The sequence below is a fragment of the Leeuwenhoekiella palythoae genome (assembly GCF_020310025.1).
Lineage (GTDB): Bacteria > Bacteroidota > Bacteroidia > Flavobacteriales > Flavobacteriaceae > Leeuwenhoekiella > Leeuwenhoekiella palythoae.
In genome coordinates, this window is record NZ_CP084318.1 from 2,090,408 (window position 1) to 2,104,171 (window position 13,764).

Here is a 13,764-nt window from a genome sequence, read left to right on the forward strand (position 1 = left end):
CAATAAACAATGAAACGCGTATATCTAAATTTTAAAGCTTTTGCTGTTGTGACTTTAGCAATGGGTCTTATGACAGCATGTAGTACAGACGATAGTGCAGATGCCGGAGGAGAAGAACCTGAAGAAGAGGCATCACGATGGATCACCGTAGCAGCCGCCAGAATGGGAGACAATCCCGGCGACGGAAACGGGGGAACTTTGATCTATGCTTTAGATAGTGAAGAAGCAAAAGATCCTACTGTTTCTATAGAACCTTTTGATAATGGCTTTATCGTACCTTCTAACCGTACAGCTCGATTACAAGCATCAGAAGATGGTACTACCATTTTTAACATTAGTTATGCCGGAGATACCGGTGGAAATTACACCAAATACAATGTAGAAGGTGGTCAGGATTTCGTACAAACCGGGTCAGAAATCAGTATCGCTCCTTATGTAGGTTCTGCGCCGCGCTGGATCAAGTTATTTGATGGTGATCAAACAGGAGCAGCAGTTTATGTTTCTACTGAAAATCAATTTAACGATAACGGAACTCCAGAAGACGAGACTGATGATTTTTACGAGCGTACTGAAGCAACTATGGGGATTGTGACTTTAGATCTAGTGAACTCACAAATTCTAAACTTTCAGGAGCACAGTGTGCCGCTTTCTGCTGAAGAAGAAGCACAGGGGTATTATATTTCAAGAATTGATATGCCAACTTTAAATGCTGCCGGTGATAAATTATACATCGGGGCACGTTTGAGTAAAGTAGATCCTGAAACAGGTGAACGTGATAGTAATGGTGAAACTCTTGCATCAAAGTCTATTGTTTTAGATTACCCTTCTTTAATGAATCCTGTAGTGATCACTTCTGGTGTAGGCCTTGGGAATACTAACGGTTATCGAAGCATCAATGCTTTTGAGTATAACGGTGCCGTATATCAGGCAAATCAAGGAGATCCACAAGGGTCGCACATTTTAAGAATTGGTTCAAATAACCAGTATGATGATTCTTACGAATTCAATCTTGATGAGGCTTTAGGTGTTGAAGAAGCTTATATTTTAGCTTGGAGACCAGCAGCCAATGGTAAAGCTGTTTTGGCGTATCGCCATGCAGGTTCTGCCGAAGGTGTTGCAGGAGCACAAGGGTTCTTCGCATTGGTAGACTTAGAAGCGAGAACTGCACAGCAAATTACTGAGATTCCTTATGATCCTGATTTTTACTTATTCCAGTATCAAGGATTTGCCGTAAACGGTGATGAGATCTATGTAACTCAAGCGCCTGTTGGACAAAACGGAAATATTTACGTAGTTAATACTGCAACCGGTGAAGTAACTAAAGGAGCAGAATTAGTAAACGTAGAAGGAAGCCACTTTATTGGTGCTTTCTAATATCAGAAACATACGCAATAGGAAAGCCTCGAGAGATCGAGGCTTTTTTTTTGGCACTGTCAAAAAGAATGTACCTAATGAATAAGTTTCTGTCTTTTTCAGAATTGCAGCGTAAACTCAGTTCCGGCGCCAGGTTCACTTTTAAGCTGAATTTTCCCTTTATGTAAGGTCATAATCTGTTTGCTTAAACTCAGACCGATACCACTGCCGGTCTTTTTGGTACTGAAAAAAGGAATAAAAATACTTTCTTTAATTTCCTCAGGAATGCCGCTACCGTTATCTAAAACTTTCAGTTGCACACGACCTTTAGCATTTAGCGTGGCGTTGACATAAATTTTAGGTTGAGCAACCCTTTTTGTGGCATCAATAGCATTGAGAATAAGATTGATCAAAACCTGCTCGATGAGGTAACTATCGATTTCTAAAAGCATCTCCGGCTGATCCATTCCAAAGCTTAACTCCACAGGTTTGTCTGCAAGTGTAGGCTGGAGCAGGTCGTTTATATTTGTAAAGAGTTCGTTGACGCTTATTGTTTCTAGATTGAGGTGTGTGACTTTACTCAGGCTACGATAGGTTTTTGCAAATTTCATCAAGCCTTCACTTCGCTTTTTGATACTGCTGATACCGGCGTGCAGATCATCCAGATCAATTGTAGTTTCTTGATTGGTTTTTGAAGCTGCGATATGCTGTTGTAGGGTTTCGGCAAGGGAAGAAATTGGCGCAATACTATTCATAATTTCGTGGGTCATCACACTTAGCAATTTCTTCCAAGCATCAGATTCATTCTGATTGAGTGTGTCTTCGATATTTTGCAGCACCACCAGTTTAAAAGCATCTTCTTCCACTTGAAAAACCGTTTCAGAGATCAAGACTTTTAGATGTTCATTTTTCAAAGTAATACTTATAGAAGTCGCTTCGGTACGATAGGTATCAAAAAGTTCCTCGTAGAGTTTCGGTCTTCTTTTTTCAACAAAATGAATATTCTTAAACGCCGGTAGATCAAGCGTGCTCAGTATAGATTCGTTGGCCCAAAGAATAGCGCCGGAATCTAAATTGTAGGCGATAATGCCCACATCAACCATCTCCAGTATTTTCTGAAGATAGACAAATTGCGCCTGGCGCTCATTGTTGATCGCTTTAATGGTTTTGTTTACTGAATTAAAGCCTTTATGCAAATTTCTAAGATCCTGCGGACCGTGTTTTTCTGAAAACCATCGTGAGAAGTCGCGGTACTTGACGGCTTCAAAAAAATCATCCATCGCTACAAAACGCCTGATGAGAAATTGATGTAAAAAATAGAGCAAAAAGAGGCCAGAGAGACTTCCTGCGAGTATCGCATAAGTATTCAATTTTACGATGCCAAAAGCCAACACCACCAATGCTGCCAGCAAAAGCAACACTCTGATTAAGAGTCCGGCGGTATAGCGTTTATAGGTCATATTTGTTGAGTCTGCGGTATAAGGCCGTACGCGTGATACCCAATTCTTTAGCCGATTTGGAGATGTTGCCTTTGTTCTTTTCGATCACCTTTAGGATGGTATTTTTTTCAACCGCATCCAGATTGGTCGTTTTTAATTTGAGCTCAGTTTCGGGCTGCTGCTCGATGGGTGAAAAGGCTAAATCTTCAGCGTGTAGAATTCCTCCTTCGGCCATAATAACAGCGCGTTCTAATGCATATTGCAACTCCCGCACATTACCGGGAAATGGGTGCTCTTTAAGCTTTTTTATAAAGCCGGGATCAAGTTCAAAGGAAGCTTTGCCATATTTTTCGGCATACATTTTTACAAAATAATGCGCGAGTAAGCTAAGGTCAGATTGGCGTTCCCGCAACGGCGGAATGATCAAATCAACTGTATTGATGCGGTAGATAAGATCTTTTCTAAAGGTGTTCTCATCCGCAAGATCCTTCAGGCTAAGATTGGTTGCGCAAATCAATCTGATGTCTATGTTTACAGACTCATTAGAACCTAGCGGAGTCACCTGCCGGTTTTGCAAAACTGTGAGCAACCGCGCTTGTTGCCGTAAGGGAACATTACCTATTTCATCAAGAAATAAGGTTCCGCCATGGGCGGCTTCAAAACGTCCTTTTCGGTCTTCGCGCGCATCAGTAAATGCACCTTTTTTGTAGCCAAAAAGTTCGCTTTCAAACAAACTTTCGGTGAGCGCACCCACGTCAACTTTTACAAAAGGTTTGTCTTTGCGCAGCGAATTCTCGTGAATAGAACGTGCGATCAGGTCTTTACCAGTACCGTTTTCGCCTAAAACCAAAATATTAGCATCGGTAGGTGCTACTTTCTTCAGCTTTACAAAAACCTCTTGCATAGGTTCGCTTTCCCCAATGATCTCGGTCGCCGAATCTAGCTTGATTTTAAGGTTTTTGTTCTTGCGCTTTTTGGTTAGGATTTCACTGATCGCATCAAGAAGCTTTTCGTTTTTCCAGGGTTTAACGAGAAAATCAGAGGCGCCTTCTTTTAGCGACCGTATGGCAAGATCAATATCACCATAGGCAGTGATGAGAATCACGTCTGTAGCCGGTTTCCAGGATTTGATTTTATTCAGCCAAAAAATACCTTCGTTGCCGGTATTTACCAGTCCGTTGTAATTCATATCGAGAATAACAACATCAAAATCCTGCGCATTGAGGAGTCCTTGCAGCGCATTAGGATTTTTCTCCACGACCACCTGTTTAACTTTGGGTTTGAGCAAAAGCCGTAGCGCGGTGAGCACATCTTCATCGTCATCAATGACTAATATATGAGCGTCTTTGAGTTGCATACGTACAATATTACAATTTATAAGGCTTCAGTTTTTGGGATTAAAAGACTTATTTCTGCAGGTTAACAAACTGTATCACAGGCGTACATGAAGTGTATCAAAACCGAACACTTTAAAATCGTACTTATTGATTAAAACACTGTAAATCAAGTTTTTGAAATTTTGGCACAGTATTGCTTAACTAGAAGGTGCAAACAATTTATTTATGGACATCCCTTTAGAAAAAAAGCGTTTTACAACTTCTAAAATACTGATGATCGTTGGTGCTATCACTATCGTGGCGCTTATCCTTTTTGTGATTCTATCCACTACCGGAAATGCAAAACTCAATGTGCAAAAAGAACGCATAAGTATTGCCACTGCGACGCAAGGCGTTTTTCAGGAAAATATCCCAGTGAATGGGGTGGTAATGCCTATCACAACTATTTATCTCGATGCCTTGGAGGGTGGTCGCGTGGAGGAAAAGTTTGTTGAAGATGGGGCGATTATGAAAAAAGGCGAACCCATTTTACGACTTTCGAATACTGACTTAGAATTGAGTTTGGTCAATCAGGAAACGCAGGTGTATAATTTGCTGACGCAGATGCAGATTTCGCAAAACGCAGCGCGCCAGAATACCATTAATAAACTCAATCAATACACTGATGTAGAGAACAGTCTTATTGAAGCAAAACGTTTATACGAACTCAACAAAAAACTTTTTGATAAGGATGCGATTGCGCGTCAAGATTTGATCAAATCTGAAAATGATTACAACTACCAGAAAGAGCGTATGCAGCTTGCTAAGCAAATTCTGGAGCAAGATTCATTGGCGGTAAAACAGGAAAAAAATCAAGTGAGCAGTTCGTACCAGCGGACGCAAAATGCCTTGGAGTTGATGCGTCGTAAAGTGGCTGATCTCGTGGTGAAAGCGCCGGTTGACGGGCAATTAACATCGCTGGATGCTGAAATTGGTCAGTCTAAAAATAAAGGAGAGCGTCTTGGGCAAATCGATGTACTGAGCGGTTATAAGGTGCGTGTAGATATCGATGAGCATTATATTTCCAGAATTTACACCGGTCAAACCGGAAGCTTTGATTTTGATGGAAAGAACTACACTTTGGTCATCAAAAAAGTATACACGCAAGTAACGAACGGAAGGTTTCAGGTAGATATGGAATTTGAATCTGAAGTTCCTGATGGTATTCGTCGCGGGCAAACGCTGCAAATACGCGTAGCTTTAAGTCAGGAAAAACAAGCGCTATTAATCCCGAAAGGTGGCTTTTTTCAAGAAACCGGTGGAAATTGGATTTTTAAAGTAAGTGAGGATGGAGCTTCAGCGTATAAAGCAGACATTTCACTAGGCAGTCAAAACACCGAATATTACGAAGTCTCAAGCGGCTTAGAACCCGGGGATCGCGTGATCACCAGCAGTTATGATAACTATGAAGAAGTGCAAGAATTGGTACTTCAGGATTAAAATATAAATCTATGACAACACTAATCATCACAGTATTAACACTAATCGTTTCCTAATGATAAAAATTACAGACTTAGAGAAATACTACGCCACCGAAGAAGTACGTACGATCGCCTTAAATAAATTGTCTTTTCAGGTTCAGGAAGGTGAATTTGTAGCCGTTATGGGACCTTCGGGTTGCGGCAAATCAACTTTGCTTAACATCCTTGGTTTGCTGGACGATCCTGACGGTGGAAGTTTCATTTTCAACGGAATTGAAGTTGCAGGCTTTAATGAGCGTAAACGTGCCGATTTGCGTAAGCACAACATCGGTTTTGTTTTTCAAAGCTTTAACCTCATTGACGAACTCACCGTTTTTGAAAATGTAGAGCTTCCGCTGATCTACACCGGCGTAAAACCTGCAGAACGTAAAAAGCGTGTGGACGAAGTACTTGAGAAAATGCAAATCATGCACCGTCGCAAACACTTTCCGCAGCAATTATCTGGCGGACAGCAGCAGCGCGTGGCCGTTGCACGCGCCGTGGTCAATAACCCTAAACTCATACTTGCCGATGAACCTACCGGAAATCTGGACAGCAGCAACGGTAATGAGGTGATGGATTTGCTTACCGAACTCAACGAAGCCGGGACGACGATCATTATGGTTACACACAGTGAGCACGATGCCAAATACAGCCACCGCATCATTAGGATGCTAGACGGTCAAAAGGTAACCGAAAATGTACTGACCGAATATAAAAGCAATACGCTAGAAGTTTAGAATTCCGTGCGGGGATTCATTCATCAATCGGCAACTGCCGAAAATCAATCAAATAAACGGGACTTCATCACTCCCAATATAACATCAGTTATGCTTAAAAACTATTTCAAAATCGCCTGGCGGAATCTCAAAAAAGACAAATCCCTGTTCTTTTTGAATAGCAGTGGTCTTGCCATTGGGATTGCTAGTTGCTTGATGATCTCGCTTTATGTTTGGGATGAGTTGAGCTACGAGCAGTCTTTTGATAATGCCGATCGTTTAGCGCGTGTTGTGCTTCGCGGAAACGTAAACGGAGAGGAACTCAAAGAGGCCATGGTTGCTGCGCCGGTGGCCAAATCTTTTAAAGCAGATTTTCCGCAAGTAAAAAATGCCACGCGATTGAGTATGGTGTACAATCCGCAGGTGCAATACAAGAATACCAGCTATGAAGAGTTGAAAGCCGCCTTTGTAGATCCTAATTTCTTTGAATTATTCCATTTGAATTTCCTCAAAGGAAATCCTAAAACTGCGCTTGAAAATAGCAACAGCATCGTGCTTACCGCATCTGAAGCTAAAAAGTATTTTGGATCAGAAAATCCTATCGGGAAACGTGTTAAATTTCAGGATATTGAAGAAGCGCTCGAAGTAACCGCGGTGCTCGAAGATCTACCGCAAAACACCCATCTGCAGTTTGATGTTTTTATACCTATGCAGCACAATACGCGCAGCACTTCAAATTCTTGGGTAACCTCAGGTTTTGCGACCTATCTAGAGCTTCAGCCGGGGACCGACTTGGCACAGCTGGAAGCACAAATTCCTGCGCTTTTAGAAAAATATATAGGGGATCAGGTCAAGCAGGCTATCGGGATTTCTTATGAAGAATTTCAGCAGAACAATAAGTTGGGCTTGTTTTTACAGCCACTTACTGATATTCACTTACACTCAGATTTTAGTCCGAACACCGAGCTGTCTCCCACTGGAGATATCAAATACGTCTATATTTTTAGTGCGATCGCGTTATTTATGTTGTTGATTGCCTGCGTTAATTTTATGAATCTCGCTACGGCAACTGCAACAAAACGCAGTAGAGAAGTAGGTATTCGTAAGGTGTTAGGTTCGGCAAAAAAGCAATTGATCACGCAGTTTTTAACCGAATCTATACTCACTACAACTTTTGCCACCCTTCTGGCGATCGGTATCATGGCCTTGCTTTTACCGGCGTTCAATACCCTAGCCGGAAAAGAACTTGCGCTGCTCGATTTTATTTCCGTTCAAAATATCTTGCTACTTATAGTCTTCATTTTGGGCATAAGTCTTTTTGCAGGGGCGTATCCGGCATTTGTATTGTCTGGGTTTAAACCGCTGGCGGCTATTACCAATAAGGTTTCGCGTAGCGGTCGTACCACAAGCTTGAGAAGTGGGATGGTGATCTTTCAATTTGTGATTTCGGCTTCTCTGATTCTTGCTACAATAGTGGTGTATAAGCAAATGCAATTCATTCAGCACAAAAAATTAGGCTATGAGAAAGGTCAGGTGATCGTGCTGAGAGATGCCTATAAAATGGGATCAGAACGTGTAAATGCTTACAAAGAAGAATTGCTTCAAAATCCCGGAATTGCCAGTATAAGCAGATCGGCTTTTGTTCCTGCGGGAGAAACGGATAATCATTTGCGCGGAATTTTTAAGAATAATACCTACCTAAGAAAATTCTTCTTTTATGATGTAGATGAGCAGTATATCCCCACGTTGGGACTGGAATTGATTGAAGGACGCAATTTTTCTACGGAATTAAAAAATGAATCTGATAAAGTGATCCTGAACGAGCAGGCAGCTAAAATTTTAGGGCTAGGCGAAAATCCTATAGGAGCAACTTTTGAACGTGCAGCCGATGCAGAAAATGAACGTTTAACGGTAGTAGGAATCATTAAAGATTTTCATTTTAAATCCTTACACAGCGAGATCGATCCTTTGGTTCTGGCGTACAATCCTTACGGCGGTTTGATCGTAAAAACCAAGAATGCAGACGTCGCGGGAGTTCTCGATTTTGCTAAAGAAAAGTGGGCAACATTCAATCCTGAGCAAGCTTTTACCTATTCATTTTTAGAAGATTCTTTTGAGGAAACCTATCGCAAAGAAGAAAAAATGGGAGTGATTCTAAGCATTTTCACGATGCTAACCATTTTTGTGGCCTGTCTGGGCTTGTTTGGCTTAATCACCTTTGCCACCGAACAACGTTTTAAAGAAATAGGGGTTCGTAAAGTGTTGGGTGCCAGCGTTGCCGAAATAGTTGCTCTGCTTGCCAAAGACTTTATCAAGTTGGTTGCCATTGCCTTTTTGATCGCGTTTCCGATAGGCTATTACTTAATGCAAAAATGGCTGCAGGATTTTGCATATCGCGTGGATCTTGAGTTGGGTCAATTTGTGCTAGCCGCGTGCATCACGCTTTTTATCGCAATGGCTACGATAAGTTTTAAGAGCATAAAAGCAGCGCTTCAAAACCCTACTCAATCGCTTAAAACGGAATAGGAAAACCATCAACTGAAAACCAATACACATGCTTAGAAATTATATCAAAATCGCCTGGCGGAATCTCAAAAAAGATAAGTTCTACAATCTTATAAGTTTGTTGGGGCTTACGATAGGACTTACCATTGCCATTTTTATCGTAATCTGGATTCAGTCAGAACTGAGCTATAACAGTTTTGCCGGCAATCACGATCAGATCTACCGAGTTTCGAGTAACATTAAAAGTGGTGGTACTGTTCAAACCTGGGGCTCTTCAACAGGTCCGGTGGCGGCGTATGCCTTAAGTGATATTCCTGAGGTGAAACGTGCAGTTCGACTTCGGCAAAATTGGTCAAACCGACTCTATACTGTAAATAATACCGATTATGAGCTCACCGGAGCTTACGTAGATGCAACGTTTTTTGATCTTTTTGAGCGAAAACTTTTAGCAGGAAACAAAGGAGACTTGCTTAACGATGCTAATGCAGTGGTGCTTACAAAGGCTATTGCTGAAAAACTTTTTGGAACCACGGATGTCGTTGGCAAAACCTTAGAGGCAGATCATCAAGAAAACTACATTATTACCGGAGTGGTTGAAGATATACCGCAAAATTCGAGCGTTTCTTATGAGCTGTTTTTTTCTATGGAATCGCTTAAAGCCGGTTACGCAACCAGCAAGTATTGGAAATCTTTAGATACCGATTGGGGCAATTTTAATTACATCACCTATCTCGAGTTGCGATCTACAGATGATGTTGCTGCAGTCACCCAAAAACTTACGCGTATTCAACAGCAAAATGATCCTAATGCCGACCTGTTTGATGATAAAGAAGCCTATTATTTACAGCCTATTACCGCGATGAATTTGTATAATTCAGCTGGCGAACCACGAGGAATCAATACGGTTAAGATTTTTGGTATTGTTTTGTTACTTATTCTAGCGATTGCTTGTATCAATTATGTGAATCTCGCTACTGCAAGAGCTTTTCAGCGGGCACGAGAGGTGAGCATTCGTAAGATCATAGGAGCAGGTAAACGCAGTTTATTTGGGCAGTTTATTGCAGAGTCTATCTTGTTTTTCAGTATAGCGATCTTTTTAGCTATTGGGCTCGCTTTTCTTTTAGCACCTAAGTTCACCCAGCTTTCTGGAAAGTCGTTGCGTTTAGAATTGATCCAAGGGCCACTGCCACTGTATATCTTGGCAATTTTTATAATCACGTTGGTGGTTTCTTCAATTTATCCTGCTTTGATGCTCACTTCTTTTAAACCTTTAGAAGCGATAAAAGGTCGAGTAGGAGGCGTTAGCCGAGGAACCATAAGGAAAGTATTAGTTACCGTACAGTTTGTCTTTTCGGTTATGCTCATTATTGGCACGCTGGTCATCGGGCGTCAACTTGATTTTTTAACCGAAAAGAATCCCGGCTACGATCGCAGTCAGGTGCTTAACTTTTGGATGAGCGGCAGTATGCAGGAACACGCCGAAACGGTAAAACGACGTTTGACTAACATTCCGGGAGTCACAGGTGTTTCATTTGCTTCTAACCCTATTATTGATAATCAGAATTCTACCGGGGACATCCAATGGGGCGCAGGGGAAGTCGATCACGAGTTGGTTGTAACACCAATGGCGATAGATGAGCAGTTTATTCCGCTCTTGAAAATGAATCTGATTGCCGGAGAAAACTTTAAAGGCATCAGTACAGATTCTACACATTTCATCATCAATCAAACCGCGGCTAAAGCGATGGGAATGACCAATCCCGTGGGACAAAATCTGAAATTATATGAAACTAAAGGCACCATTGTAGGCGTTGTTGAAGATTATCATTTTAGAGATTTAAAAAGCGATATTGGCCCAGCAGTTATGTATTATGCTCCCGACGCCTACCGCGTATATCTCAAAACTTCAGGAACGAACACTACAGGAACTATCGCCGCGGTCGAAGAACTATGGAAAGAATACACCCCTGATTTTCCGTTAGACTATTCTTTTTTAGATGCGTCCTATGAAAAGATGTACCGCGAAGATCAACGCACCGGAAAACTGTTTAACATCTTTTCGGTGATTGCAATTCTCGTTTCTTGTTTGGGACTTTTCGGACTAACCACTTATGCCGCGCAATTAAAAAAACGAGAGATAGGAATTCGTAAAGTATTAGGAGCTTCTGTGTTTCAAGTCACGCGTCTCTTGTCAAAAGATTTTCTAATTCTTGTGGTTGTAGCGGCAGTAGTGGCGATCCCATTGGCGTGGTATGTAATGCAATTGTGGCTTCAGGATTTTGTGTATAAAACAGCTATGAGCTGGTGGATTTTTGCATTAGCGGGCGGAATCACCTTGCTCATAGCGATGCTTACCGTAAGCTTTCAAGCCATAAAAGCAGCAATCGCTAATCCCGTAAAATCACTCAGAACAGAATAACCCTAAGAATAGAAACAACAATAATATGTTTAGAAGCTATATCAAAATCGCTTGGCGCAACATCTGGAAAAACAAACTATTCTCAGCGATCAATGTCATTAGTCTGGCCATTGGCCTGAGCGCTTCATTTGTGATCGGACTCATGGTGTATTATGATTTTAGCTTTGATACGTTTCACAAAGACGGCGATCGCATTTATCGTGTGGTAACCGATTTTGAAACACCGCAGGGCAGTTTAAAAAATGGAGGAGTTACCCCGCCGATGCGCATTGCCGCTAAGGAGCAACTCACAGGTGTTGAGCAATCGGCTTATTTTTATAATTGGTGGATTTCGGAAGCAAAGGCAGAAACAAGCAAGCAGGCTTTTAAAGATCCAGAACACATTATTCTTACCGAAGCAAGCTATTTTGACATTTTTCAATACAATTGGATCGCGGGTTCTAAAGCAACTGCCTTACAGAAACCTAATAGTGTGGTGTTAACCCGAAAGCGTGTAGAAGCATATTTTCCGAATATGCCTTTAGCTGCTGTAATGGGACAATCTTTGGTCTATGACGGAACCATTTCAGCAACTGTTTCCGGGATTGTTGAAGATTATGATAAGCGTACCGACTTGAACTTTAATGAATTTATTTCGCTAGAAACCGCAAAGCAAACCGAAAGCAGCGATGAGATTTTAGGAGATGAATGGGGAAATACCAATAATGCTTCCCAATTGTACATCAAGATTGCGCAGAACAGCACGCCTGAGCAAATCAAAACACAATTAGCCGCTTTAAGCAAAGCGCATGTTGATGATGATATGGTCAAGTACAACAATAAGCGAACGTTCAACCTACAAACCTTGTCTGATCTGCATTTTGACCACGAGTACGGTGCCTATGACTATTCGGGTTATGAAGCTGATAAAGGTATTTTGATAAGCCTGGTTTTTGTGGCGCTTTTCCTGTTGCTTTTAGGCAGCATCAATTTTATCAATTTGAACACGGCCCAGGCAGCAAGCCGTGCTAAGGAAATTGGAGTGCGCAAAACTATGGGAAGCTCTAAGCGTCAATTGGTGCTTCAGTTTTTAGGTGAAACCTTTCTGCTCACGCTTATAGCCGCTTTATGTTCTGTTGTTTTCTGCGTTTTAGCGCTTAAGGCTTTTGATAGTTTTATGGCAGAAGGAATTGAGCTGAGTCTTATGCTGACTCCTTGGTTCGCAGCACTGGTTGTCGTGCTTATTGTAGTGATCACTTTACTGTCGGGTTTCTATCCCGGAGTCGTATTGTCCCGTTTTAAACCGGCACGCGTGCTTAAAGGAAGCGTTTCAAGCAGCAAAGAAAAGGGTGTTTTACGTCAGGTGTTAACCGTTTCTCAGTTTGCGATTGCACAGGTTTTTGTTATCGCGACACTCCTTGTAGGTAAGCAAATCTATTATATGCTGCATCAGGATTTAGGGTTTAATGCCGAAGCTGTTGCGTATCTGCAAACGCCTTGGGATGATTTTTCAATAGACAAACGGCTTGTTTTAGAACAAGAATTGAAGCGTATTCCTGAAATTCAAAACGTGAGTCTGGGGGGAATGCCGCCTGCTTCATTCAATATGGCAACCCGAATGGGAATTTTTAAAAAAGACGGCCAAGAGCTTATTCAGGAACTACAAATTCTGAATGGCGATACCGAATATCTAAAGCTTTATGATATCGAATTGCTTGCCGGAAGACCTGCACTTAATGATACCATTGAAGAATATGTGATCAATGAAACCGGAATGCGTGCTTTTGGTTTTAAAGATCCGGAGGAAATTGTTGGTCAATATCTTGAACTCAATTCGCATCAACGATTGATCGTTGGAGTGATGCAGGATTTTAATCAGCGCTCGCTGAAAGATAAAGTGATGCCACTCATGCTTACCGGAGATACCAGCCGAGATCGCCGAACCAATTTTAGAACACTGCACGTTAAACTTATCGGTGCATCTTCCGGTTGGCAAAATACCATCACAAAAGTAGAGCAACTTTATCAAGAGGTGTATCCCAGAGAGGAGTTTAGGCTCACGTTTGTAGATGAGAGCATTTCAAGATTTTATAAGCAAGAACAACGTATTGCAACCTTACTCAATTGGGCTACCGGTCTCGCGGTGCTCATCAGTTGTTTAGGATTGTTGGGGCTGGTAATTCACACCACGTCACGACGCACCAAAGAAATTGGGATTCGCAAAGTATTGGGAGCTTCCATTCTTCAAATTAATGCTCTGCTGTGTACTGACTTTTTAAAACTGGTCGTCGTAGCCTATGTGATCGCGTTGCCTATCGCTTGGTGGGGATTGCATCAGTGGCTCGAAGATTATGCCTATAAAACCGAAATGAGCTGGTGGGTATTTGCCTTAAGCGGATTAGGAATGATGCTCCTTGCAGTACTTATTATGAGTTTTAAAACTTTAAAAGCCGCAATCGCTAATCCCGTAAAAGCCCTCAGAACTGAATAACCCTAAGAATAGAACTAATAATA

At 41.7% G+C, this 13,764-nt stretch carries 8 protein-coding genes; 6 read left to right on the forward strand and 2 right to left on the reverse strand.

Features of this window, described 5'->3' with window-relative positions:
- The first annotated feature begins 9 nt into the window (after window positions 1–9).
- Window positions 10–1,374 carry a hypothetical protein gene (locus tag LDL79_RS08900; RefSeq protein ID WP_225597438.1) on the forward strand — a complete coding sequence of 455 codons (1,365 nt, stop codon included), beginning with the start codon at window positions 10–12 and terminating at the stop codon, window positions 1,372–1,374.
- A 98-nt stretch (window positions 1,375–1,472) separates the two neighbouring features.
- Here the strand turns inward: LDL79_RS08900 and LDL79_RS08905 are convergent, their stop codons facing one another.
- Complete coding sequence (locus tag LDL79_RS08905; RefSeq protein WP_225597440.1) at window positions 1,473–2,813, reverse strand: sensor histidine kinase; 1,341 nt, start codon at window positions 2,811–2,813, stop codon at window positions 1,473–1,475.
- Window positions 2,803–4,149: a sigma-54-dependent transcriptional regulator gene (locus LDL79_RS08910; protein WP_225597441.1), complete on the reverse strand. Its 1,347-nt coding sequence runs from the start codon at window positions 4,147–4,149 to the stop codon at window positions 2,803–2,805. Before LDL79_RS08910 ends, LDL79_RS08905 begins: the two co-directional genes overlap by 11 nt.
- Window positions 4,150–4,354: 205 nt before the next feature.
- Here LDL79_RS08910 and LDL79_RS08915 point away from each other — a divergent pair, with 205 nt between their 5' ends.
- The 5 genes from LDL79_RS08915 to LDL79_RS08935 all read left to right on the forward strand — a co-directional run bounded on the left by LDL79_RS08915 (window position 4,355) and on the right by LDL79_RS08935 (window position 13,741).
- Complete coding sequence (locus tag LDL79_RS08915; RefSeq protein ID WP_225597442.1) at window positions 4,355–5,608, forward strand: efflux RND transporter periplasmic adaptor subunit; 1,254 nt, start codon at window positions 4,355–4,357, stop codon at window positions 5,606–5,608.
- Window positions 5,609–5,663: 55 nt separating this feature from the next.
- Window positions 5,664–6,368: an ABC transporter ATP-binding protein gene (locus tag LDL79_RS08920; RefSeq protein ID WP_225597443.1), complete on the forward strand. Its 705-nt coding sequence runs from the start codon at window positions 5,664–5,666 to the stop codon at window positions 6,366–6,368.
- 90 nt (window positions 6,369–6,458) lie between these two features.
- Complete coding sequence (locus LDL79_RS08925) at window positions 6,459–8,873, forward strand: ABC transporter permease (RefSeq protein WP_225597444.1); 2,415 nt, start codon at window positions 6,459–6,461, stop codon at window positions 8,871–8,873.
- A 28-nt stretch (window positions 8,874–8,901) separates the two neighbouring features.
- Complete coding sequence (locus LDL79_RS08930) at window positions 8,902–11,271, forward strand: ABC transporter permease (RefSeq protein ID WP_225597445.1); 2,370 nt, start codon at window positions 8,902–8,904, stop codon at window positions 11,269–11,271.
- Between the two features lie 25 nt (window positions 11,272–11,296).
- Window positions 11,297–13,741 carry an ABC transporter permease gene (locus tag LDL79_RS08935; RefSeq protein ID WP_225597447.1) on the forward strand — a complete coding sequence of 815 codons (2,445 nt, stop codon included), beginning with the start codon at window positions 11,297–11,299 and terminating at the stop codon, window positions 13,739–13,741.
- Window positions 13,742–13,764: the final 23 nt, after the last annotated feature.

What these genes read in the sequence shown, in the direction of transcription:
- LDL79_RS08935 (WP_225597447.1), top strand. Translation starts at nt 11,297, where the DNA reads ATGTTTAGAAGCTATATCAAAATCGCTTGGCGCAACATCTGGAAAAAC.
- LDL79_RS08920 (WP_225597443.1), top strand. Translation starts at nt 5,664, where the DNA reads ATGATAAAAATTACAGACTTAGAGAAATACTACGCCACCGAAGAAGTA.
- LDL79_RS08915 (WP_225597442.1), top strand. Translation starts at nt 4,355, where the DNA reads ATGGACATCCCTTTAGAAAAAAAGCGTTTTACAACTTCTAAAATACTG.
- LDL79_RS08900 (WP_225597438.1), top strand. Translation starts at nt 10, where the DNA reads ATGAAACGCGTATATCTAAATTTTAAAGCTTTTGCTGTTGTGACTTTA.
- LDL79_RS08905 (WP_225597440.1), bottom strand. Translation starts at nt 2,813, where the DNA reads ATGACCTATAAACGCTATACCGCCGGACTCTTAATCAGAGTGTTGCTT.
- LDL79_RS08910 (WP_225597441.1), bottom strand. Translation starts at nt 4,149, where the DNA reads ATGCAACTCAAAGACGCTCATATATTAGTCATTGATGACGATGAAGAT.
- LDL79_RS08925 (WP_225597444.1), top strand. Translation starts at nt 6,459, where the DNA reads ATGCTTAAAAACTATTTCAAAATCGCCTGGCGGAATCTCAAAAAAGAC.
- LDL79_RS08930 (WP_225597445.1), top strand. Translation starts at nt 8,902, where the DNA reads ATGCTTAGAAATTATATCAAAATCGCCTGGCGGAATCTCAAAAAAGAT.